A 25377-nucleotide genomic window follows, 5' to 3' on the forward strand; every position below is an offset into this window, starting at 1 on the left:
CACAAACAATAAAAAACACCCTCTTAATTCTAATAGTCATAATAACTATAAGATCTATAGAGGGTGTTTTTATACTTAACTACAAATTATAATCTATCAAAAGATAAACTATTTTACTTCAGCCCAACCTAAAGCAGCACGCTTTTCATCGATATCTGCCAAGATTTTCTCAGCTACTTTAGCAGGATCCGTATTTACATACATAACAGAGCCTAAGATATCCTTAGTATCTTCTTTAAGCCATTTTGTAACGGCATCAGAGCCTTGTGTAGGCGGCTCAACACAGTGGTAAGAGTTAATCCCCATCAAGCGGAAGCCAAGGGATGCATCAATACCCTTTTCGTTAGACCATTCAGGGCTAGACATAGCAAATGGCAATTGTGGTAAATTAAGGCCGAGCTCTGCAGCAATACCACCGAAGATGCCGGAGGAACGTGCATTATCTACACATTCGCCCACATGCCATACTGGTGGTTGATCATCGCCTAAGAACTCTTGCAATGCAGGGCTACATTTTTTGTTAGCATCTGTATTGCAATAGCCAAGTTTCATCAATGGGAAGGATGCACAACCGTTTGTAAGGATGATACAGCCATTTTTAATAAGTGTATCAACGATATCTACAGTTGCTTTTTCGTAGATAACGCGAGGGTTGGAACAACCTACTACGTTAACGATACCGCGAACTTTACCAGATTTTAATGCCTCTGCCAATGGTTTGAAGGAACCATAATGTTTAACAGTAGATTCTGGAGAGAAACCAACTTCTGCAGTAATTTCATATGGCGGAATGAATACAGGCATACCCTTGCGCAATTCATGAGCTTCAAGAGCACGATCCAAAATTTTGCGAGCCAAATCTTTTGTTTCAGCCAAGTTAGTGTGATGATGATCGTAGCCGATGTGTTCAGCACCTGGTAAACGAGCTGCATCAGACGTAGTGATAACCTTTGTGTTGAAGCAACGTGCTACGTCCATGATAGCAGGATATACGTCTTGTACGTCAGCTACCCAGCAATCGAGTGCGCCTGTACCAAGTACGAGCTCAGCGCCGATAGCATTACACAATGGAATAACATTTTCATAGCGGTACATACTGGATAAGCCAGAGCAACAAATACCATAGAATTGAATACCTTTAGCTCCGATAGCTTTTGCTTTTTCTAAATACTCTTCGGACGCACCAATCTTACAAATTTGAGAAACCAATGTTGGCAAGTGACCATGAACAGCGATGTTAACATACCCTTTTTTCAAGGCTCCAATGTTAACTTTGGATGTACGGCGACCGCCTTGACCGAATAATGCATCAGTAGCGATATCTGCGGCCACTACGCCTGTGAATGTGAACGCAAGACCACAACGTAAGAATTGTTTCATGTTGCTTTCCCAATCGCCATCTGTACCTACGGTTGTACGATGATATGCATCAAAGGCTTCATTGTATGCGGAAACAGGCAAGATATCCAAGTTTTTCCAAACTTCGCGACGCTCTGCAGGAGCCATAGCTGTAATTGTTTTATATTCACCTGGCAATGCACGGCTCAAATCTTCGAGCAATACATCTGCTAAATCATTAGCCACTTCTTTCAAGGAACGACCTTCTTCAGGGATGTTGAAAGCCTTACATACAGTACGGATTTTTTCTTCCCCTAAAATTGGAATGTCCAATTGGTCATTAGCAGCAGCTTTCAAAGAAATCAAGATTTCACGAGCATGTGCACCATGTTGAGTCAAACCACCTGCAGCAGCACGTGTCATATTACGAGCTACGATGAGGTCAGCATCCGCACCGCAGACACCACGAGGACTCTTAGGTGTAATTTTACAAGGGCCCATGAAACAGATACGACAACATATACCAGCAATACCAAATGTACATTGTGGTTGTTGTTTATCAAAGCGGTCAAATACCGTATCACAACCGATTTGCTCCATACGAAGAATCATTTCACGCACAGCAGGATCTGGTGTTTGTTCAATTACATCTTGTTTTGTAGGCCATGTTTTACGATACTCAGCAACAGCTTTCATGTAGTCATTTACACCATGTTCATGAGGTACCCCTGGTTCATGAGTGTGTGGCACCCATTTATCCGTCGGAAGAGCCTTTGCATGACTATGATCGTGGTCATGTTGATGATCGTGGTCGTGACCATGATGATCATGACCGCCACAGTGGCAATGATGTTCATGATTATGGTCGTGACCATGTTGTTCACCATGATTGTGTTCATGGGTATTTTTATTTTCCACATCTTTACTCATTTGAAACCTCCTAGGGGCCTACATAGGCCAACCAATAAAAACAAAAACATATTCTACTTTTAATTCACTTTAAATCCACTACAATGATGGGTTTTAAATCCTATCTCCTAAATATGTTTTAATCTACTATAAGTATATTTTCTGAAAAGACATTTGTCAATTAGAATTTGAGAAATTTTTGACGCATCTATATCTAAGAATATGATAATTACTATATTTATTTAATTCGATTCTTTCAGTTTCTTTTCATAAATAAAAAGAGACTAATTCCTAAATTTTACAGGAATTAGTCTCTTTATTTTATTGATTAATTGATTGATTTACGTATTAATTTATATATTAATTATTAATTTATTAATATGATCCACCCCTCAGGATATGCCACCTAACCATCTTTATACCTATACACTACAAAAATTGCAGCATGATATGTGCTACTTCAGATAAATGGAAACGTTTTGCCCGATCAGACCTCGCCACAAGAACTAATTGGCGGAAACAAAGTTTCGATGCAAGAGGATAGAATTTAACCTTATCGTCATCCCCCTTTCTATTGAGCGTGCTCGGCAAGAATGTAATACCATAATCATCTTCTACCAAGGACCGGCATGAATCTAGAGTTTCAGAGCCAATGACGGCTTTGGGCACAAAGCATTCCGCTTGGCATAAACGGTTTACCAACGTCCGTAATTTGAGTCCTTCTCTTAGCAAAATAAACGGAAATGCTCCAAAGGGTGCAATTTCTCGAATTCCATCACCAGTCATGAGAGAATCTGCAATGGCTATAGCCTTCTTATTTTCCACACTAATGGCCAATAAAATCTGCTCATCTAAAACGGGATAACTTTCAAGATCCTGAGAATAAATCGGCGTTGGGAATAACCCTACATCTACTAAGCCATCACAAATTTGCTGTTCCAAAAAGTGAGATTCACCCTCTACAACATGGAACTCCCAAGACGGTTCAATCTGTTGAAAGCTTTTCAATGTTTTCCCAAGCATATGATGTCCATAGAATTGAGACAAGCCGATACGCACATGATAGGCTACATCTGTGCCTTGATTAATGATAGATTGCGTTAAAGCCTCCGCCTTTAAAACTAACGGCATGCCCTCTTTTGCAACTTGTAACGCCGCAGCAGTTGGCACGACTTTTGTGCGATCACGAACAAACAACGTAACGCCTAGCTCTGCTTCAATACGACGAATCCCCTGACTCAACGCCGGCTGAGAAATATATAATTTTTTAGATGCCTTTGAAAATGATGCCATCTCAACGATGGTACTAATATATTTAATGTCTTTTATGTCCATATAGAAGTCCTTATAACTATGTCCGTATACAAGTCTTATAATAAAACATTATTTCTATTATAGCTATACATTACTAAAATATATGTTACATATACATGGGGAAAAATAAAAATACCAAGAAATTTAGTGTCTTACAAAGCTAAATTTCTTGGTATGTCTTATAAGTTAAACGAACTACATATAGGATGCGATAGAGCCGCATTCTATTACAGTCCTTTTTAATTTTTAGATTACATTAAAGATTTAAGTACATCCAATACTTCTTGAGGTAATTCGTTTTTATGACCTTTAAGTTTTTCCACATAGTCATAACGGAATTCGAAAGCTTGGTGTAATTGGTGATGGTATTCACGTACTTCGAATGGAGGTTCAAAACCTGGTACCTCTACATAGGAAAGATTTTCGTATTCACAGAATGGTTTGAATTCCAATGTACCTTCCACCAAACGCTCTAACAAATCAAGAGTAACTTCTTTAGGAATTTTATTTTCCAAGAAGAAGCCTGTGTTCATGATGTAGCACTCTACGCCACATTTAGAAAATAATTTTTTGTAGCTTTCATAATCACGAACCAATGGATATGTACGGAATGGATTTGCATATGGTTCGATAACGAGTGCATTTGGATCGACATGAGCATCCAGTTTTTCCGCTGTAGAACGACGAGTTGCCAGCGTTGCACCCATAGTAGATGCCAATACTGGATCATCAATTTTAAGAATAGGTGGCAATGTTTTATCTTTCATAAGCCATACTATGGCATTAACAGGTTCACCAACGTAGTTTACGCGATTATCTGTCCAGAATTGAGATTTGATAGCACGACCATTGCTATTACGCACATCTTCGGCCAATACAACCTTGCGACCATCTTCATCCATTGTTACGCCTACGTTTTGTAGTGTTAACAAGAATTCATTAGCAGGATGTTCCACAGGATAATCTTGCATTTTATCGAAGTATGTAGGTTCGAGAGCAATAGAACTCAAATCGTTTGTATTGATAACATACGCATCGTCATGCAAGATAGAAATATCATATCGACCACCATGTTTTTCATGAGTCAATGTGGATTTACCGGAACCGGACAAACCGAATACACCGATAGTATATGTTTTACCACCTTCAAGGTTGTAACGTTTCATACCGCCGTGGCATGCAACATAATCAAAGCGGTTTGCCAAGGACCACGCAAGTGTAAGCGTACCTTTTTTATGCTCCCCGAAGTAGCGCATACCAAGAATCATGGCACAGTTATGAGCAGGATCAAAAATAGCAAGACCACCTGGATGACCTGGCACAACATAGTCAGGATCAGAGTAAATATAGATATCGCCTTCCGGAATGTCCACACTATCGTTGTAGAATTCTTTTACAGCCGCATCAAAGAACTTAAAGTTCATAAGCCAAGAATATAAAATAGACGCGTGATCTTTTGGAATCATCAAATGAGCACGAGCTGTGAATTTTTTATCAAGACCAACGATAGATTCCGCAGAAATCCACTCTTTATTGCGGCTATCATATACTGCGTCACGTGCAATGTTAGCGAGTTCAACTTCATCTATGCCTTCATCGCCAATAATGCGGCGAGCTTTAGCATAACGGCCAGTAGTTTTACCATCGTTTGTAACAAGAACCTTTGCATCAGCTGGCAAACCTTGCTCTAACGGTTTAAATACTGGCATATCGAGGACGATAACACCTGGCTCTTCAGAGGCTAATTGATACGCTTGTGCCACAGATGTTACAGGAGTTACATTGTTCCCATAGAATGCAGTTTCAATTGTACTGCGCATCATAGAAAATAATGGGTTTGTTTTGATTTCACTTTGCTTCCAAACGCGTCTTGTCGACATAGTATCTAGATCCTCACCTTTAAATATATTAGTAATTTCTCTTGTAAAAGTAATGTTGTACATGAAAACACTGCTAAGGCAAATACTTTCATTATTTTCTATTTTACCCTTTTCAATCAAATTTGTATACATAAAACAAATGATTTATAGGAAATTAATGTATGTTTATTTTGAATTAGTGCAACACATTTGTAATGTAATAAATTAATACCTAGCGGCATAAAACTATTAGTATGCAATGGAACACCTTAAAAACTAGACATAGTTACAAAGTAACTAGTTATATTTACAAATCAACTAGTCAAATAGCTAAACGAAAAAGAGGCAAGGTCCTAAGCACTTGCCTCTTTCACGTTTAAAAAATGCAATTATTTCTTATCTTTATTGATAAATGCATCGATTTTACTAATTAGATCATCTACCTCAAAATCACCGCGCTCTGCCATCATCTTGATTGTTGCTACCTTAGCCATTACTTTTACCATAGGTGTTTTTAATTTCTCGAATTTAGGATTTAAAGAAATCAAATGATCTACAATATCCGGGCATTGTTTAATTAGATTAGATAATGTTGTTTTTGCATCGATATGGAATCGACCATTTGCATCAGTTGTTAATGGTTCTTCTTCTACCTCTTCTGCTGCCTCTTGAGCCAAGGATTTTTCTTTACCACCATCGCCTACAAAATCAGTTTTATCCCAAGTCAACAATGTGCGGGAACCCTCAAGTTCACGGATATGAGTACAGTCTTGCATCATTTCCAATACGCCGCGGAATTTACCATTTTCATCGCGTACTGCTGTGTAGATAACATAGATGAACAAGCCTGGTTTATTAATCCAGAATTCCGCTTGGCTTTGTTCGCCAGAACGGAACTTCTCTACAATTTCCTCTACTATATGAACAGATTTTGCAGGGTGACAATTCTTCACCTCACGGCCGATAACGTTCGCACTGCGAGGGAAAATACGATGTGCCGTATCGCTGTAGAACTTAACTAGTTCATTTTCATCTACATAGGATAAATCTACCGGTAAATGACGGAACAACAAATTAATTTGCTCTAATGTCAATTTACCCGTTGCTACATCGAGGACTGCATCCTTACCAGCGGGCGCCCCACCAACAGGGCCTACATATTTAGATAGCAAGCCAGCTAAATCATTTAAAAATTCGTTAGATACAGCACCACCTTGAGCTGAATTATTGCCATTCAATTGCGCCGCAGAATCATTAATACCTGGCACTACATATAAACCTGGCGCATTGATGATAGCATAACCAATTTCATGGTCATTTTTACTCATCCGAACAAACTCTTCGTCACTCAACAATTTATAAGATGTTGGCAATAAGACTTCTAGTTCTTTAGAATTCAAATCCCGTAATTTCGCCAAAGTTTCTGGCACAGACGCTAGGAATTCTTCATACTTATCTTCCCGAAGCAATGCATAGGATGCAGAGATAGCATCGCGCACAGCATCATCAAAGGTCCACATAATGCGCGTTGGGCGGTCAAAACCGTGGTCCTCAAGCATTGGATACAGTTGATTTTGCTTACGAGATAGATGAGTTCTCCACTCTGCTAAGGAATCAAAAACACCGAGCCACGGATTTTTGATAAACTTCTCTTGTTTCAACAATTCGTCTGCTTCAAGGGCTACCTTTTCAACAGCGTTGATTTCTTCCAAGTACGCCCACAACGGATGGTTCTCAGGATACTCATTTTCAGCACGCACCAAAACGCCATCAAATAGATCTAAGAGATCATCCATTTTCTCTAGGATTTCTTCGTCATTGTAAACACCTTTCAAGCTTTGCTCTGCATAGGCAAACTCATCAGGTGTACAAGTACCTAGTTTCTCTTTTAAAATGCGATTGCCCTCTTCTAAGGACAATTTACCATCTAAATAATCTTCTTTAATGGACACAATAATTCTGTAACGTTCATTGTTAATATCTAGCTTTTGTTTTAATGGATTCATATGCTTATACCTCCACGGGCTAATCTATAATTATATTTTTATTATACCATTTTGAAAGTAATTTTCAGTTGCTACAGATACAATTTTGATTTATTTTTAAAATTTACGAATCCAATGTTATGAAAGTGAATAACCTTACTTTATTTTTTAGAATATTTTGGCATACAAAAACTGCACTTCAAAAATTGTGTCCAATTTTTGGAGTGCAGTTCTGTATGAGTGCCTTTGATTAGTTTTTAAAATCAATATATTCAGTTTTAGAAGATGCTACAGGTTTACCATTAGAATCTGTGGCAGGACTAAATCTCCATTTAGAAATAGTATCAACAATGGCTGCATCAAGAGCACTAGAGCCACTAGATGAGACAACTTCAACGTCTCCTACAGAACCATCTTCCTTGATGGTAAAACGTATATCTGCACCATGAGCAGCTTCACCATAAGCAGCGAGCAATGCTCGGTCAATAGGTGGTGTAGCTATAGCTACTGGTGGATCATATGGAGCTGCCAACACAGAAGCTACCATACTCATTACAAACAATGAGCTTAAGATAATACAACGCAACACTTTATTCATCATTTTCTCCTTATTTAGCTTTCACAGCTTGCTTAGGCAGAGTAATTGTCATCCCAATAATGGATTCGTGTGCCTTTTGATCTGTGCCAATAGCAGGGGTAAACTTCCACTGCAAAATTGCTTTTTTTACTGCTTCATCAACGGGAGCATATCCAGAAGAGCGCTCTACGAAAACATTTTTAACATTACCTTTTTTATCAATCAAGAAGCGTACGCGCATATCAGGCGCTACCGTAGCGGTTTGAGGGATTTCAGGCAACTCAGGTTTTACAATAGTAACCTCTCTTGGAGATTCTAAAAACTTCGCTGCATCAGCTGTATAATCACTTAACATGCCAAAAGATGCAACGAGTACTGCTGCAGCAGCGTATCGGAATAATTTATTCATAAGAAGCCTCCTTATTAACCTTTTACCTATGCATAATATCATACTAAATAAAGATGAATATTAAAAGAATAAATTCTTATTGATAAAATTTTTCATTTATGATATATTGAATTCAAGATAACTGTCCGGACTCACATATCTAGTTGATATGACAAAAAACTACACAAAGGAGGTTCATCATGAGACGTAGAAAGCGTATTCAAATGAAGGTCATGATGGTACTTGGTATCGTTGCCCTCATTGGGCCTAGCCATCTACAAGCACTTATTCCCTAGATTATTTTGACCTTAGCAGAAGACCGTATAACTGCCACTAGCCGCTACGTTAGTAGCGGCTATTTTTCCGTTTAGATTCAGAGAGATATTTTCCTTCTTCAAATTATTTCATTATTAGAACAAAATATTTCCCTCAAACAAAGTCATTAATGTTTTTAAATTTAGTATCTATTAAAAAGGAGGCTTATTATGAAATTTAATCGAATTTTATTAGTCGTCGTATCATTAGCACTTATAGTATTTGCCCTTGCAGGCTGCGGAAAAGACACAGCCCAAGATAGTCAGAAAAAACTTAATGTCGTAGCTACTACAACGATGTTAACGGATTTAGTAAAAGAAATCGGCGGTGATCATGTAACCGTACAAGGTCTCATGGGACCTGGTGTAGACCCTCATCTATATCAAGCTAGCGCAGGCGATGTAACCGCTATGTCTAAGGCAGATGTTGTAGTATACAACGGCATTCACTTGGAAGGTAAAATGGGTTCCATTTTCGATAATCTAACAAAGCAAAATAAAGCGACCATCCGCGTATCTGATGCCATTGATCCAGCTACATTGCTCGACTTTGACGAAGAAGATGGTGTAAAAACAAAAGACCCTCATATTTGGTTTGACGTTGCTAACTGGAAACTAGCAGCAAAAGCAGTATACGAAGGTCTTGCGAAAGCCGATCCGGCTCATAAAGAAGATTACAAAAAACGCTATGACGCATATCTTACTAAGTTAGATGAAACTGATGCGTACGTTAAAGCTCAAGCAGAATCTATTCCGAAAGAATCTCGCGTGCTTGTAACAGCTCATGATGCATTCCAATACTTCGCTCGCGCATACGGCTTTGAAGTAAAAGGTTTGCAAGGTGTAAGCACTGCTACAGAAGCAGGCACACAAGATGTGAATGAACTGGTTCAATATATCGTAGACCACAAAATTAAAGCGATTTTCGTAGAGTCTTCTGTACCACATAAAACAATTGAAGCCGTTCAAGAAGCAGCTAAGGCTAAAGGCTGGAATGTTGCCATCGGTGGCGAATTATATTCCGACTCTCTCGGCTCCGAAGGCACTGAAGGCGGTACATATATCGGTATGGTGAAAGCAAATATAGATACCATCGCTAAGGCATTAAAATAATATATACCATTTTTAAAACGAGGGTGACATAAAATTTATGTTCCCTATGTAAGTACATATGCTACTAGCAATTCACAGCTAGCAGCACTCATTAATACAAGGAGGTTTCCATGGAATGGGCCGTTGAAGTTGAAGATATGACCGTAGCATATACGACAAAACCCGTATTATGGGACGTAGATATGAAGGTACCCATCGGTTCCTTAGCGGCCATTGTCGGCCCTAATGGTGCCGGTAAGTCCACATTATTAAAGGCCATGCTCGGTCTACTAACAGTTATCTCAGGAAGTGTAAAATTTTATATCGATCACCACTTAGCGATGGACAAAAACGATTACAAGAAAATCGCCTACGTCCCTCAAAGTGGTAGCGTAGACTGGGACTTTCCCACTACCGTACTAGATGTAGTACTCATGGGTCGTTATGGTCATCTAGGTTGGTTCAAGCGACCTAGCAAAAAGGATAAGGAACTCGCCCTCTCCATGATTGAAAAAATGGGCATGAGCGACTATGTGGACAGACAAATTCGCCAGCTTTCAGGGGGACAACAACAACGCGTCTTCCTCGCAAGAGCTCTCGTCCAAGAGGCAGATATTTACCTCATGGACGAACCCTTCAAGGGCGTCGATAAAACCACAGAGCATGCTATTATTTCGCTTTTACAAGAAATGAAAGCTCGAGGCAAAACGGTTATCGTCGTCCACCACGACTTGAATACGGTGCCCCAATATTTCGATTGGGTAACGATGGTAAACAAACAAACTGTCGCCTATGGCCCCGTAGCAGATACATTTACGGACGAAGCTATTGAGCGTACCTACGGCAAGGGGAGGATTGTATGACCATACTCCAATCCTATACGACGCAAATGGTACTGCTCGGCACAGCTTTATTAGGCCTCGCTAGCGGTATCGCTGGTACCTTTGCGGTACTTCGCAAGGAAAGCCTCATCGGTGACGGCCTATCTCATGCGGCACTACCCGGTGTGGTCATTGCCTTCTTGCTGACGGGCATCAAGGACATCGAAGTTCTCATCACAGGTGCTGCCCTATCCTCTATCACTGCGGCTTGGCTCATTACCATCACCGTAGAAAACAGCAAAATCAAATTTGATGGTGCTTTAGCCACTATACTCTCCGCCTTCTTTGGGCTCGGTATGGTATTGCTCACCTATGTACAAAGCTTAAACGATGCTGGTCAAGCGGGACTTTCAAAATTTATATTTGGACAGGCAGCCACCATATTAGCGCGCGACGTGTACATCACATCTGCTGCGGCGCTCATCATCATAGTGTTAACCGCATTATTCTGGAAGGAGTTAAAGCTTATCTCCTTCGATGTGGAATACGCCAAAACACTACAAATTCCCGTCACTTTCACCCTTATTTTATATCGTTCATTATTGATCATGACCATCATTATCGGCATTCAATCGGTAGGGGCTATCTTGATTAGCTCTCTCCTCATTGCACCCGCCGTTGGGGTAAGACAGTGGACGAACAAACTGGGCACCATGTGTATATTAGCAGGATGTTTCGGCATGATATCTGCCATCGGCGGTACTATCTGGAGTACAGCGGTCCCCAAATTACCGACAGGTCCAGCTATCATTGTCATTTTATCGATTCTCGTATTATTGAGTCTCATCTTTGCTCCTAACAGAGGTATGCTCTGGCAGTTCCGCAAAAATAGACGGTCAAAGCACGCATTATTGTTAGAAACCACAAGGGATCCCAAATCCAAGGCACAGCAAAGTATTTACGTAGCAGAGGACGCACAACCTCGCATAGGAGGTGCCTCATGACAGTTCATACAGAGATATTGCTCATTGCCATTGCGGTGTCCATCGCATGTGCCATCCCTGGTGTCTTCCTCGTATTGCGTCGCATGTCCATGATGGCCGATGCCATTACGCACACCGTATTCCTCGGCATCGTGCTCGCTTTCTTTATGACGGAAGATTTAAACTCTCCATTTCTACTCGTCGGGGCTACCTTGGTTGGTGTAGGCACCGTATGGCTTACGGAAATGATACACAATACGGGGCTTGTCAACGAAGATGCGTCTATCGGCATCATCTTCCCGCTTCTATTCTCTATCGCCATCATTCTAGTCAGCCTATACAGTGGTAACGCTCATCTCGATGTAGATACCGCATTACTCGGCGAAATAGCCTTTGCCCCCTTTGATCGATGGATTGTGAACGGCACCGACTTGGGGCCTATATCGCTATGGATTTCCCTAGGCGTGGCGCTCATCAATTTAATTTTAGTCATGCTGTTCTACAAGGAATTGCAACTCTCCACCTTTGATCCGCTACTAGCGGGGCTCTTCGGCTTTATGCCAGTCCTCATCCACTATGTACTCATGACCATGGTATCCCTCACCGTTGTGGCCTCGTTCCAAGCGGTAGGCGCCATTCTCGTCATCGGCCTCATGATTGGGCCTGCGGTCATCGCTTATTTATGGACTGACTCTGTGAAAGCCATGCTTACTAGCAGTATCATCATCGGTATTATCTGTGCCGTCGTCGGTACGGAAGTAGCTTTCACCATGGACGTATCCATCGCGGGTTCCATTGCAACCACCATCGGTATCGCACTGATTATCGCTGTTATCGCAACACCAAAGACAGGCTATATCGCCACATACCGCCGTCAACGTCATTTGCGTCGTCACTATCGAGAAACGATGATGCTGTGCCACATTTATACGCATATGGATACACCTATTGCGCACGTTGAAAACGGCATCGGTACCATTCACGAGCATTTGAACTGGAGACCTGACTATACGCATCAAGCTGCTTCACAGCTAAAGAAACAAGGTCTATTATATGTGACAAATGGACACTACGTGCTTACTGATAAGGGTATAGCACAAGTTAAAGAGATTATTTAAATACAATACCACTACTTTTCCCAACAAAAAGAAGCTGAAATCAATGCTGCTCTGCAAAGATTTCAGCTTCTTTTATTATTAACTAATTATTTTACAGCCTATTAATATAACTGGATTCACGTCAATGATTATCTATAATAAATAGTTCCAACACTATAATAAGCTCAACGCAATCACAAAGAATCCTATTAATTAATAATAGCTTCTAATGGAATTACATGAGGTAGCCCATTGTCATCCATATAAATTTTCGTTTTAACACGGTATACATCTTCCATCATGGCTTCTGTAAAGATGTCTTTCGGCGCGCCTTGAGCATATACTGTACCCTCTTTAAGCACGATGATTTCATCTGCGAACATAGCCGCCAGATCAAGATGATGCAATGTTACGAGTGTTGTAAAATCATTTTCTTGAGTCAGATTTTTTAGCAATGTTAATAAGTCAAATTGCTTGTACAAATCTAAAGCACTTGTCGGTTCATCAAGAATTAAGATTTTAGGTTCTTTTACAAGGGCTTGCGCCATGAACACAAGTTGGCGTTGACCACCGCTGAGCTCCATGATGCTGCGCGATGCAAAGCACTGTAAATTCAACCGTTCCAATACCTCTTGTGTGGCTGCAATATCCTCATCACTTACGCGGAAGGACATGGAGCCCATGCGCCCTAGCATAACGACTTCAAAAACAGATAGATTGACTTTACAGTCATTATCTTGAGACAAATAACTTACTGTACTACTAAAATCCTTAGTAGAATATTGAGATACAAGTTTACCGTTAACGGAAATCTCGCCTTTGCCTTTCAAGATACCCATGATTGTTTTTAAAAGTGTAGATTTACCAGCACCGTTAGTACCAATGAGCGCAGTCAATTTACCTGTTTTAGCAGTAAAATCAACGCCCTTTAAGATTTGTCCGTCTTCCGTAGAGGAATAACCAAAGGTTAGATTATGAACTTCAATCATTTGAAATAGCTCCTTTTCCTAGTTAATACCAACGAGAAGAAGAAAGGTACACCGATGATTGCTGTCACAATACCGATTGGGAACATCGCCCCAGGAACGAGCATCTTACTCGCAATAGATGCGAGAGACAAAATCGCCATGCCACACACTGCAGATAACGGTAAGAAATACCGTTGATCCTCACCCACAAGCATACGTGCAATATGTGGTCCTACAATACCGATAAAACCAATGGTTCCAACGAAAGAAACGGCAACGGCTGTAATGATGGAGATGAAAGCAAACACTTTTACTCGTAAGCTTTCAACATTAACACCAAGACCAGAAGCCTTTTCATCGCCTAATTTTAATGCTGTTAAACGCCAAGATTCACGCATCATAAGCGGAAGCATGATTGCTAGCACGATAAGAACAATAGAGATGTTCACCCAATTTGCCTTAGCTAAACTCCCCATCGTCCAGAATACGATGTTTTGAAGGGCCTCAGGAGATGCCATATATTGCATCAAGGATTGAAGCGCTTGAAACAAGAACATCATACCGATACCGGCGAGAATCATCGTTTCAGAGGAGAAATTCTTAATCTTATTGATGGAATAGATAAAGAAACTCGTCAAACTAGCAAATACAAAGGCGCCGAATGGAACCATAAAGACACCTAAAAACTCTAATGCACTAGCGCCTACAACAACCATGAGAGATGCACCGAAGCCAGCCCCTGCGGATATACCAAGTGTATACGGGCTAGATAACGGGTTATCAAGGATAGTCTGCATGCCAGCACCAGCAATGCCCAAAGAAGCACCTACGAGCAATGCCATAATGGCCGTCGGAAGACGAATCGACCAAATGATAACATATGCGTTTTTGGAAACCTCTGCTGGGTCTGTTAATGCGAGCCATACATCACTTAACGTAAGTGATGCAGGGCCTACAATAATATCGGTAACAAAACTTACCGTACAAATGATCAGACCGATGATAATAAACATGAGCTTTTTATAGCTCTGTTTTTTATAATCGTACTGATTGTTAGTTTCTGTCACTACGAAAAACTCCTTTTTAGTTCAAATGCATAAACCAAACGCCACCGTAAGAGAATGGAAGGAATTTATCATAGAATTCCTTAAGTGTGCCTTCCGGATCTACATCCTTGAATTCCTCAGGATAGAATGTTTTAGCTAAGTATTCGAATACCGCAACGTCATATACTTCACGGGGTAAACCATGGTGAGTAGAGAATACGTTTTTAGATTGAACGGCTTTCAATTCCGGCCAGCCTTGACGTTCTGTAGTGAAAGCTTTCAACAATTCTTGAGATTTTGCTTCATTTGTATCAAAACCTAAACGCATGGATGTAGGTTTCTTAGGCCAGTAAGAACCAATAATCATTATGATATCTGGGTTTCTTTCCAAAATAAATTCCGGATTAACAGGGCCTGCTTTTTGAACTACATCTTTTGTAATAAGGTCGCCACCTACTTGCGTTGCTAATGCGCCCCATGCTACGTTTGCACTATACGCAAAACCTAAACCTTCTGGACCTTCGTTACCTGTTTCAATGTAAACTGTTGGTTTTGGTTTATTGATTTTGCTAATGCGGTCCATAACTCTTGTTAAACGATCAGTATAGAACTTGTTGATTTCTGCTGCACGCTCTTCTTTACCCAATGCTTTACCGATAGCTTCAATAGATTTTTGATGATTTTCAAGCTTTTCCGCATGGTAATCGATATAGATAGTAGGAATGCCAGCTGCATCGATTTTAGGTTTGTAATCAGCTTCATATTGATCTTTGAAATATAAAGGCATGAAGATAACATCTGGGTTTAAGGAAATTACTTTTTCCACATCAAATGTTTTATCATTTACGTTACCAATGAGAGGAATTTTTTCCAACTCTGGCACTTCAGATTTGTAGCGATCCCACATATCTGTACGCAATTTGCTTAAATAAGGGTCAATACCAACAATAGTCTTAGCCACATCTTTGCCTTGCAACGCAGCCATAGTCAAGAACGCACCACCAGAAGCACTCAATTGAACTACTACGCGTTCTGCTGGTTTTTTCAACGTAACCTTTTGACCAGTTACGTCTGTAATCTCAATTTGTTTGCCAGATTGTGCCGCATCCTTTTTCGTATCTGCCGGACCACCACAAGCTGTCATAATCATGCTCACAACTAGCAGGAGCACGGTGGCAAGATAGGCCATAAATTTCTTTTTCTTAAACATAGAATACCTCGATTCCAAACTTAATAAGTTCTAATAAACACAATATATAACAGCATTTATTTGGGTTTTACATCATCAGCTCCTTCATACACAACACACTCTTAATTCATATGCATAAACCAGATGCCACTATAAGAGAATGGCAAGAATTTGTCATAGAACTCTTTAAGTGTAGCTTCAGGATCTATATCCGCAAACTCTTCAGGATAGAAGGTTTTTGCTAAATATTCGAATACGGCTGCATCAAAGACTTCACGTGGAAGACCGTGGTGCGCAGAGTAAACTTGTTTATTCTCAACAGCTTTTAATTCGCTCCAACCTTGACGTTCTGTGGTGAAAGCTTTCAATAACTCTTGAGAAGATGCTTCGGTTGCTTCAAAACCTAAACGCATAGAAGTCGGTTTTTTAGGCCAGTAAGAACCCATTATCATGATGATATCTGGATTTTTTTTCTAATACAAATTCCGGATTAATAGGTCCTGATTTTTTTACTGCATCTTTTGTAATCACATCGGCACCAGCCATAGTGGCTAAGGCGCCCCAAGAGTAATTATTGCTAAAGGAGTGACCATATTCTTCTGGACCATTGATACCTACTTCGATATAAACAGTTGGTTTAGGTTTATTAATCTTACTAACTCGATCAAGAACTCTTGTAACACGATCCGTATAGAACTTCTTAATCTCTGCGGCACGTTCTTCTTTACCTAGAGCCTTACCGATGGCTTCGATGGATTTTTGATGACTTTCAAGTTTTTCAGCATGGTAGTCGATATAAATCGTTTGTACACCTGCTGCATCTAGTTTTGGTTTAGCATCGGACTCATATTGTTCTTTCAAGTCAACAGGAATGAAAATAACATCTGGGTTCAAGGAAATAACTTGCTCCACGTTAAATGTTTTATCACCGATGGTACCTACTACTGGAATAGTAGCTAACTCGGGCATTTCAGCAGTAAAGTGCTTCCACATATCCGCCCTGTAATCCTGCAAAGATGTATCCATACCGGCAATAACCTTTGGAGTATCTTTACCCATAAGGGCAGAAATCGTAAAGAATGGACCACCAGCACCACTCCATTGTAAGACAACTCTCTCTGCTGGCTTTTTAAGCGTTACCGTACGACCTGTTACGTCTGTGATTTCAATAGGCTTGTTATTTTGCGCCGTATCTTTTTTCGTTTCGCTAGGACCTCCACATGCAGCGATGAGCATACTAACAATTAAGAGGAAAACCGTGGCTAAATACGCCATAAACTTCTTTTGTTTGAACATAAGTACCTCTCTTCTCTCACCTAAAACTATCACTATAAGTTCACATAAAAAGCCCGTTTCCCCACGAAGAGGAAACGGGCTGTCATCTCAGTTAGACTAACTACCACGCCTAATAAGCTAGCATATAGTATGAGCTTTCAACTATGCATAGCTAGTATAAATTCATCTATATCAATCCCCATCCCTGTCTCTCGCAGGTCAATTGGCAATTGTTAATTAGGCAGTTCTCCTGGCTCCAGTTCAACGTTACTTTGCGCCTTCCCAAAAACTTCAGTGACCGAGAGCATTTCACCCTCTATGCAAAGTACCTCGCTGTTACAGTGGCGTGACCGCTTTGGCTTGTACCAAATTCTCTATTAAGTCAATAGACACCTAACCCAATCATATGTGATTTTCCTCATCGTAGCATGAGGGGCATACCATGTCAATAAACACATAGGGGTACTGCTATATACGCATAAAGCTCTACATAATATAAAAAAAAGTGCTGCACTGCTAACTTTTAGCTTCTTATCATAACAATCATTTAAGACTATCACATATTCTATAATTTCTTTTTATGGATTAATTAAACACAGAATTATCATAATCCTTTTTCTAGATATGAGATATACTCTAATACATACTAGAAAAAATAACATAAATTCCATTACCATTGAGAATACTTTTCTCACTAAGAACTCATCTAATCGTAAAACTAATATATACATTGAAATGCTTTAATTTAGATATTTACAAGCACTTTATATCATATCGTAATTACAGCCTATCAACTCGAATGCGTTTCCAGCTCAACATCTATTTAATCTTCTATTTTCAATAAATACTTTGGTATTATTTTTTATATTAAAATAATCGTTACTAGTAGAAAATATTTTCCCTATTATGATTATTAATTTATGCATTTAATTTGTTCATAATCGATTTGCCTAAATTAGTTAATCTTATATATTCAATATTATCATCTCCTACATAACATTCTATAAGTTTCAAGTGCTCAAATTTATTTTTAACAATTAGTGCATCTTGTTCTTCAACTTCATACCCAGGTTTAAAAGCACTTATTGCATTTTCAAACGCTAATACTGTTTTAACACCTGTTAACCTTAATGAAACAAATTTAAACAGTTCAGATAAATTAACTTTAATGTTATCCGTGTCAACTCTAGTACTATCAGTAAAAATATATACCTTTTCTACAAAATGTAATTCTATCAACTTATTATAAAAATTACTTTCTAATTCAGTATTTTCAGCCTCTAAACAACAATTTTTCTCACTTAAAGTTTTTAGGCTATCATTTGAGCCTCTATGCCACCCTGGTCTCTTTATCTCAGTTTTTGCACGCATAATTGAAATTGCAACCTTTGCAATTAAATCAGACATATCCTGCCACACACTTGCTAAGCGATTATTCATAGCTCTCTTTTTGAATTCTGCTAATTTACCATTTTTTATAGGATCTTTCTCTATCTTTTCAGGATCAATTTCTGCCGAATCATCTATAGAAAATACCAAAACAGGAATACCTCTCTCTATTGCATAGTTATACTCCATTTCAGTATAACTAATTCCCGTTCTTGCATTTATTGAACCATAACGACGTCCTAGAATCAAAATGTAGTAATCACAAAGATCTATAACATTTTTAATAACATTAAATTGTTCATCATCTGTAGCAACAAAGTTTTCCATACCAGCTGGAATACAATCTGCCTTTAACAATACTTGTAATACTTGTTTTCTTTCTTCGATTAAATCTTTGTACGTCGAACTTATAAAAACCTGATATTTGATACAATTCATCTTATTATCTCCTTTTTATAAAAAATAAAACCGTCAATTTAACCGCTTAAAACTAAAGTACCTTTCGCATTTGATACCATTTAGCACCGCCATGATCAGATTCCGATTCACCTTCATTTACAATGCCAAACTTGGCATAATAGGGAATCTTTTCTTTTTTACAAGTTAAAATTACGCCCTTTCGCTTTTCTTCTCTCGCCAGCTCTATGAAAGCCTCAATCAGTCTGCCCCCTACGCCATGGTTCCGATACTCAGGCATTGTATTCAGACCAAATATCATCTGCCAAGCACCATTGGGATTATGTAAGGAAGCATCTGCGAACATCTCATCCGTTAAGATTTCATCATCAGACACAAAACCATCTATAAAACCAATAGGTGTGTCTCCATCAAAGGCAATCAAAAAATGACCTGCGTAATACTTTAACCGTTCCTTAAAAGCCTCACGAGGTGCAGCCTCGGCAGGAGGAAAGCATGTTGCTTCGATATGTGTAACTACATCTAAATCTGCGGTTGTCGCTTTTCGTATTAACATATTAATATCCTTCTTTATATACTTATGTACTTATTTGCTTATATACTTATGTATTTATATATTTGTATAGAACACATTTTAAAATGAGTCGGCTAAAATAAATCATTTTTAGTATAAACGCTTTACGCCATAAAGGCTACACGTAGAGATATTACATGTAGCCTTTTTCTGCTGAACCTTATATTTACTATATTTACTTTTTCGTATACTTAGGCACATTACGATATTGCATTGGTAAGGAGTTATCTTTTATCTTAAACCCATGCTTCTCGTAAAATGGTGCATTCTTGCTATCACCAATCATAACATTGATATACAAATAAGACTTGTAAGCCTCTTTCACCATTTCAAGCAAATGACCAGCAATACCTTGGCCCCGATAATCAGGATGAACCAGCACATAATTGATGAAACACACAAGTTCACTATCGTCCATAAGGCGAATAAGACCTATTAAACGATCTCCATTCCAAGCTGTAATCACACGAGATGAATTCATTAAAGCCTTATGTAATCGATCTGGATATTTACCTACCACCCAACGAACAGACAGAAACAACTCTGCTACTTGCTGGGGCGTAAAATTCTTTTCTTCGGTATACGTAATCGCCATAAAAGCTCCTTCAAATGATTACTTTAACTTTCGCATCTCACGGATAAACGCCTCTGCCTCTTGTAGATTCTTAGGGAACTCAAAATAAATACATTCTTCATATCCACAATAAGGATTACGGAAATCATAGCCACTCAACAACAAATACTCGATAATCTTCCATTCTTTATCATTAGATTTTTTAGGAGCCTTAAACTTCTCGTTCACAAGATACATTTTACCTTTGCACGTAGGGCAGGTTTTATTTCTGTTAAACAACTCGTAGTTTGTGCCCTCCGACAAGGAGATCCTACAGTTTACACATACATTTTTATAACCCATAGTTATTTACTCCCATACGGTTTATGTTGAAAGATTTCTTTTACAATCCCTTCACCAACAATATTGCCGCCTTCCATGATAAAGAACTCAGTACCTGCTTGTATAGCAGAATAATCTACGGTTTCATATACTGGTAAAGCGTTAGCTTGAATTGGTTTATCAAAGATGACATCTTCACCATCAATAAAGTTGATACCAAGATATTCCTCAGTACCTTTTATAACAAAATGAGGATAATACATTCCTTTATTTAAATTCGGTGGAATTCTCCTCTTCTTGCTGAAGAAAGTAACTGTACAGCAAATAGTAAAATCTAAATTACTCATTTCGGGCCTCATTCAACTACATATACCATATCACCTTTAAAGTATATCCGAGGAAAAACTAAATTGCTCTATGTTAAGATTATCTAATCAATCTATAACCTTTTTAAAAATTTCCTTATCTTCTAAAACTATATTATATATTTTAACCCAAAAGACTTTTATAAAGCCCTTTAATTTCTCGTGCGTATTTCACTGCACTAGGAAGATGCATTCGTTTATAGTAATCTCCCAATATTTCTGTATGATTTTTCAAAATATCAAATTCAATCATATACATAGCAATACTCGTTATAGAATATTTTCCTATCTCAAGTATAGTTGATTTATCTTCTATATCTAATTCCTCGCCTTTTGGAAATTCACCATCAGAATATTCTTCCCAAGTTTCATCACTGTATTGCCAAAAGGCCTTACTCCAAAGAATCAGTTCTTTACGATTGTATTCTATTAATTGCTCGAAAAACTGCACTAACTCTTTCTCAGAATATAACTTGCAATTAAACCCTTCTAATAAGAATTGCCTTTGATTCAATCGATTTCTTAGTTCTTGAATTTCTATACTTTGTAGTTCTTTATTAAAGTTATCAGGCCCTAATTCCTCTATAATATCTAAATATATAGGGCTATCTAAAAATTCTTTTAAAGTTTTCATATTCTTACGTCCTTACAGAATTAACACCTTCCATAATAAAGAACTCCGTACCTGCTTTTAGAACAAAATAATTTACAATTTCAAAAACTAACAACATATTACCTCATATTTGTTTATCAAAGATGACATCTTCACCATCAATAAACTTAATATCAAGATATTCCTCGGTACCTTTTATAACAAAATGAGGATAGTACATTCCATTATTTAAATTCGGTAGAGTTCTCCTCTTCTTGCTGAAGAAAGTAACTGTACAGCCAATAGTAAGATCTAAATTACTCATTTCGGGCCTCATTCAACTACATATACCATATCACCTTTAAAGTATATGTTCATTATACAGTGTACGGGATTTCCTTCGGTCCATAACCAACCCTAGAATACAGCGTGTCCCCAATTATAGGTCTCCGTAATGACCTCAAATTCGCTTTCACTATAATCCTGTTGATACTGAGGCAACTCAATTCTTTTACCTGTGAAAGTATCTAGTATTGTGTTATTAAACACGAGAATTTCAAAAAAATCTATATCGCACGTCTCAAATACAACCTTGGCTTTATGAGTCTGTTCAACACCGTTCTCATAAGAAAAAATATATTCAAAGGTAAGGATCAAATTATCATTAGCGTATTCTATTTTCTGTACCCTTGCATCATGGAGAGAATACTTGGAATACTCGCCAAAAGATTTTGTTGTTTTCATATGACCTTATTACACAATTAATAACACCAGAAAATAAGACTCAATAAGTACAAGCTTATTTCATTAATTAATAATACATTTCTTTTATTGCATCTTATAAGATAAGAGGGCTAAGTATATAGTGAATCTAAACGTTATTATCTATATAGCACTTAAATACTTTTCCTCTCTCTTCTTAAATGCAGATTTCCCACCTTCCATAATTTCACAAATCCCTTCCTTAATGACTTTTTCCTCTATGCATCCAGCCTTTTTATTTTTTCTAAATATTACTTTACCATCTGAATTTCTATCTAAAATAAAAATCCCTTCTGCATCACCCAATACAGGAATATTAGGATTATGAGTAACGATTATAATCTGCCGCTTGCTTTTCATTCTCCTAATTGATCTAACAATTAAACTATAAATCAAACTATTATCTAAATCATCTTCTGGTTGATCAATTATTAATGGATTATCTCCACTATTAAGAATAAATGCGAGAATAGCAGCACTTTTTTGTCCAGGAGAGCTTTCATTAATATCTATTTCCCCAGAAGGCTCAACAATTTTAATATTTACTTTATCTTCTGGAACAATTCTAACAAGTGAACTTAAAGTATCATTTTTTTGTTTATCAATCCACAACTTTATAAAACGGTGATCAAAGGTTATATTACAATAATTATTTAAATCTCCACTTTTATCAATGAGTACAAACTTAATAAACTTCTTATAATTTGCAAAATCATTATCAGGCAACAAAACCCACTTACTTAACTTACTAAAATCACTATCAAAAATCCCTTCTTTCCCAAACTCTTTTTGTAGATTCGCTTTCCAACGTGAAATATGTCCAAAAATATCAAGATTTATTTTAATTCCCTCAAGATCCAGCCCTCTTACGACCTCACATCGCTTCAAAGATAACTCGATTCTTTTAGCTATAAACGTTTCGATAGCATCATCAATTCCAGATTCCAATCCTTCTTGCATTATTTGTAGTTTACTTAATTCCACATAACGCTCCTGATAGTTTTGTAACTGATTTTGTATCTTATTAATATCCTCCCCTCCCGTATTCTGAATCGTACTTAGTGCTGTATTATATTTATCTCTTTTATTTATTAAGTCAGCATATAAATCTGAAGAGATAAATCTTTGCTCTATACTTTCTATTTCTTTTAATTTTTCAGCTAAAAACTCAATAGTTTTATCATTTAAATTTTTTAATTGTAAAATAGTATTATCATTATATGCCCCATTATTAAACAGCTCTGATGAAAGAGCGTTTTCTTTTTCAAAATAATGATTTATATCATTAATTTTAGTAAGAAAAGTAATAAGCATATTCTTCTCAATATTTACATTCTGTTCAATTGAATAAACTAATCTATTAGTCACCTCATACGCAGAACGAGCTTCATTAAATCCACTTGTTTTAAAATTTTTAAGAATAGCTCCAGCTTTTTCAATCTGAGCCTTAACCTCAGGTATCTCTTGTATTCTTCTTATGTTACTTACATATGTATTTGATAAAAGATTTAAATTAGATAACGCTTTATTAACCTCATCATTATATGAAAATAATTCAGGTCCAATTTTATTATCAATCATTTTTATAAGCGGACTTATATCTTGACGGTCTATATCACTATCATTATCAATTAACCCAAAGATTTCCTTTTGTCCATAAAAGTCAATTTTAAATTGTGGATAATCATTTACAAGTCCACTATCATCTTCAACTCTTAAGTTTGTACTTTTTCCATTTCTACAAAGATTAATTTGATAAGATTTTAATTTACCAAAGTTAAAAAATGTCGTAATAGAACCATCACGTTCCAATGTCTTATCTAAAAGAGTATACTTTCCTAAGTCTATTTCATTTCCAACACCGTAATTAATCGCATCAACGATAGTGGACTTTCCAGTTCCACGTCCACCAACTATACAATTTAAATGAGGCGAAAATCTCATATCTAAATCAGTCATATGAGATATCCCCTTAAACTTCATACCAGATATATAATTATAAGATATCTCATTAGGGTTATAATCTTCACCAAAATCTTGTAATTGTAACCAATTAATACATCTATATTCATGATCAATAAATACTTGTCTTAGCCCCTCAAAGGATAGATTTGATACTTTTACCCATGTAAAAGCCTTGCCAAAACCTTCCACTGAGTGTTTTGTCATATCACGAGATGAGGGATTATCTGATCCAGTGATAAGAGTTGCTTGATTGATAACGCCCGCACTAACCTTATTGTTATATTCTCTGACATCCTCATCATTTCTAACTTCGATAGCAGAAAACTTGATAAACTCTTGATATTTTTTTATCGCATGGATATTAGATTTTCCAAGGCCTTTATTAGATGCAAAATGTGCAGGAATTACAAAAATACTATTTCCATAGTTATTACATAATTTTTTTAAGTCATCTTCAGTAACATATTGCTCTGTATTTCCCCATTTATCACGTGTCAAGCCTAAGCAGCCAATTACTGCATCCTCTATAGCTTTTACACCCATTACATCATCAAAAATTATAAGAATATGAGTGAAATCTGCAGAAATACAGGCCTCAATACCATAAAAAACTTTAAATTTATTTTTCTCTTCATAATCATGTTTTATCGATTCTATTTTTTCAATAAAACCAACAGAGTTATGATCACTTACCACCACAGCATTAAGACCACTATCTTTTGCTGCTTCCAACCACATCGCCGGAGTAATAGATTTATCAGGAAAACACTTACTTTCAGGTGTATGTGTATGAAAATCAATTTTATACCACTTTGCTAAAGCCACTTTATATCTCCCCAATCAAAAATAAGTATCGCAATGCTCTTTATATATAGACTGCGATACTTATTTGACAGTAATACAATTTCTACTAAATTATATTTCAAACAAATGATCAAAGTCATATTCTGAAATATAATATATGTCTCTAATAACCTTCTGTTTATCTTACATGTATAGCAGATATACAAATTAATTATTCAAAAGCCCTTTTGGATATATTTAAGTATATCCACTAAACAATACTTTAAGTTGAAATAGATCTAATCATTTTACTAATTATATAAAGTTAATTTTTATTCCCACTCAATAATTACCGTAACATATTTATTTCTCATTTTTATAAAACAGTATCTATTTATTTCTATTTTTAAGTGTTTTATACCTATTTTTTATAGTTTTTAAGTTTTTTAGTATCAAAACAGTATCAAGAGTGATACTGCA

21 protein-coding genes, 2 pseudogenes and 1 riboswitch are annotated in these 25377 nt (G+C 37.4%); of the genes and pseudogenes, 4 read left to right on the top strand and 19 right to left on the bottom strand.

Translation table 11 applies throughout. The features are described 5' to 3' along the window. Positions 1 to 108: 108 nt before the first annotated feature. The 6 genes from cooS to E7K77_RS05215 form a co-directional block, all read right to left on the bottom strand. Entirely contained in the window at positions 109 to 2268 is a 2160-nt protein-coding gene (gene cooS, locus E7K77_RS05190; protein ID WP_077708012.1) for an anaerobic carbon-monoxide dehydrogenase catalytic subunit, read from the bottom strand. 408 nt (positions 2269 to 2676) lie between these two features. Beyond that, positions 2677 to 3582 carry a LysR family transcriptional regulator gene (locus E7K77_RS05195; protein ID WP_195213505.1) on the bottom strand — a complete coding sequence of 302 codons (906 nt, stop codon included), beginning with the start codon at positions 3580 to 3582 and terminating at the stop codon, positions 2677 to 2679. A 230-nt stretch (positions 3583 to 3812) separates the two neighbouring features. After that, positions 3813 to 5441, bottom strand: a complete 1629-nt coding sequence (locus E7K77_RS05200) for a phosphoenolpyruvate carboxykinase (ATP) (protein WP_195213506.1) — start codon at positions 5439 to 5441, stop codon at positions 3813 to 3815. A 368-nt stretch (positions 5442 to 5809) separates the two neighbouring features. Then, a complete protein-coding gene (locus E7K77_RS05205; RefSeq protein ID WP_278456715.1) occupies positions 5810 to 7426 on the bottom strand; it encodes a PAS domain-containing protein in 1617 nt (538 codons plus the stop codon). Between the two features lie 229 nt (positions 7427 to 7655). Continuing rightward, positions 7656 to 8003 (bottom strand): energy transducer TonB, encoded by a 348-nt coding sequence (locus E7K77_RS05210; RefSeq protein ID WP_004697914.1) that lies wholly within the window; start codon positions 8001 to 8003, stop codon positions 7656 to 7658. Positions 8004 to 8013: 10 nt separating this feature from the next. Then, on the bottom strand, positions 8014 to 8391 hold the full coding sequence (locus E7K77_RS05215) for an energy transducer TonB (protein ID WP_012863799.1): 378 nt from the start codon (positions 8389 to 8391) through the stop codon (positions 8014 to 8016). A gap of 464 nt (positions 8392 to 8855) precedes the next feature. Between E7K77_RS05215 and E7K77_RS05220 the strand changes: the two genes are divergently transcribed. The 4 genes from E7K77_RS05220 (at position 8856) to E7K77_RS05235 (ending at position 12698) form a co-directional block, all read left to right on the top strand. Further along, positions 8856 to 9797 carry a metal ABC transporter solute-binding protein, Zn/Mn family gene (locus E7K77_RS05220; protein WP_195213508.1) on the top strand — a complete coding sequence of 314 codons (942 nt, stop codon included), beginning with the start codon at positions 8856 to 8858 and terminating at the stop codon, positions 9795 to 9797. Between the two features lie 110 nt (positions 9798 to 9907). Continuing rightward, the gene (locus E7K77_RS05225; protein ID WP_004697906.1) at positions 9908 to 10639 is read left to right on the top strand and encodes a metal ABC transporter ATP-binding protein; all 732 of its coding nucleotides are present in this window, start codon (positions 9908 to 9910) and stop codon (positions 10637 to 10639) included. Continuing rightward, positions 10636 to 11601: a metal ABC transporter permease gene (locus E7K77_RS05230; RefSeq protein WP_325306386.1), complete on the top strand. Its 966-nt coding sequence runs from the start codon at positions 10636 to 10638 to the stop codon at positions 11599 to 11601. The genes E7K77_RS05225 and E7K77_RS05230 overlap by 4 nt, the downstream gene beginning before the upstream one ends. Next, positions 11598 to 12698, top strand: coding sequence for a metal ABC transporter permease (locus tag E7K77_RS05235; RefSeq protein ID WP_128114341.1), 1101 nt, complete (start codon positions 11598 to 11600; stop codon positions 12696 to 12698). Before E7K77_RS05230 ends, E7K77_RS05235 begins: the two co-directional genes overlap by 4 nt. Positions 12699 to 12886: 188 nt before the next feature. Here the strand turns inward: E7K77_RS05235 and E7K77_RS05240 are convergent, their stop codons facing one another. The 13 genes and pseudogenes from E7K77_RS05240 to E7K77_RS05300 all read right to left on the bottom strand — a co-directional run bounded on the left by E7K77_RS05240 (position 12887) and on the right by E7K77_RS05300 (position 24939). Beyond that, positions 12887 to 13666, bottom strand: coding sequence for an ABC transporter ATP-binding protein (locus E7K77_RS05240; RefSeq protein ID WP_315308235.1), 780 nt, complete (start codon positions 13664 to 13666; stop codon positions 12887 to 12889). Beyond that, positions 13663 to 14712 carry a FecCD family ABC transporter permease gene (locus tag E7K77_RS05245; RefSeq protein WP_315308233.1) on the bottom strand — a complete coding sequence of 350 codons (1050 nt, stop codon included), beginning with the start codon at positions 14710 to 14712 and terminating at the stop codon, positions 13663 to 13665. The genes E7K77_RS05240 and E7K77_RS05245 overlap by 4 nt, the downstream gene beginning before the upstream one ends. Before the next feature lie 16 nt (positions 14713 to 14728). Next, positions 14729 to 15901, bottom strand: a complete 1173-nt coding sequence (locus E7K77_RS05250; protein WP_325306388.1) for an ABC transporter substrate-binding protein — start codon at positions 15899 to 15901, stop codon at positions 14729 to 14731. Positions 15902 to 16002: 101 nt separating this feature from the next. Further along, positions 16003 to 17176 (bottom strand): annotated as a pseudogene (locus E7K77_RS05255) (ABC transporter substrate-binding protein). Positions 17177 to 17378: 202 nt separating this feature from the next. Continuing rightward, a riboswitch (cobalamin riboswitch) is annotated at positions 17379 to 17567 on the bottom strand. A 506-nt stretch (positions 17568 to 18073) separates the two neighbouring features. Beyond that, on the bottom strand, positions 18074 to 18982 hold the full coding sequence (locus E7K77_RS05260) for a DUF4062 domain-containing protein (RefSeq protein ID WP_008715231.1): 909 nt from the start codon (positions 18980 to 18982) through the stop codon (positions 18074 to 18076). Positions 18983 to 19034: 52 nt separating this feature from the next. After that, positions 19035 to 19517, bottom strand: coding sequence for a GNAT family N-acetyltransferase (locus tag E7K77_RS05265; protein ID WP_008715228.1), 483 nt, complete (start codon positions 19515 to 19517; stop codon positions 19035 to 19037). Between the two features lie 193 nt (positions 19518 to 19710). After that, complete coding sequence (locus E7K77_RS05270) at positions 19711 to 20130, bottom strand: GNAT family N-acetyltransferase (RefSeq protein WP_008715226.1); 420 nt, start codon at positions 20128 to 20130, stop codon at positions 19711 to 19713. Positions 20131 to 20148: 18 nt separating this feature from the next. After that, entirely contained in the window at positions 20149 to 20451 is a 303-nt protein-coding gene (locus E7K77_RS05275) for a hypothetical protein (RefSeq protein WP_008715224.1), read from the bottom strand. Positions 20452 to 20453: 2 nt separating this feature from the next. Further along, positions 20454 to 20777, bottom strand: a complete 324-nt coding sequence (locus tag E7K77_RS05280) for a hypothetical protein (protein WP_038125754.1) — start codon at positions 20775 to 20777, stop codon at positions 20454 to 20456. A gap of 142 nt (positions 20778 to 20919) precedes the next feature. After that, positions 20920 to 21429 (bottom strand): hypothetical protein, encoded by a 510-nt coding sequence (locus E7K77_RS05285; protein ID WP_325306389.1) that lies wholly within the window; start codon positions 21427 to 21429, stop codon positions 20920 to 20922. A 103-nt stretch (positions 21430 to 21532) separates the two neighbouring features. Continuing rightward, positions 21533 to 21712, bottom strand: coding sequence for a hypothetical protein (locus E7K77_RS05290; protein WP_325306391.1), 180 nt, complete (start codon positions 21710 to 21712; stop codon positions 21533 to 21535). Between the two features lie 8 nt (positions 21713 to 21720). Continuing rightward, positions 21721 to 22131, bottom strand: a pseudogene (locus E7K77_RS05295) (hypothetical protein). Between the two features lie 141 nt (positions 22132 to 22272). Beyond that, positions 22273 to 24939 (bottom strand): TrlF family AAA-like ATPase, encoded by a 2667-nt coding sequence (locus tag E7K77_RS05300; protein WP_325306392.1) that lies wholly within the window; start codon positions 24937 to 24939, stop codon positions 22273 to 22275. Positions 24940 to 25377 lie beyond the last annotated feature (438 nt).

The sequence above is a fragment of the Veillonella parvula genome, assembly GCF_032577575.1.
In the GTDB taxonomy this organism is placed as follows: Bacteria; Bacillota; Negativicutes; order Veillonellales; family Veillonellaceae; genus Veillonella.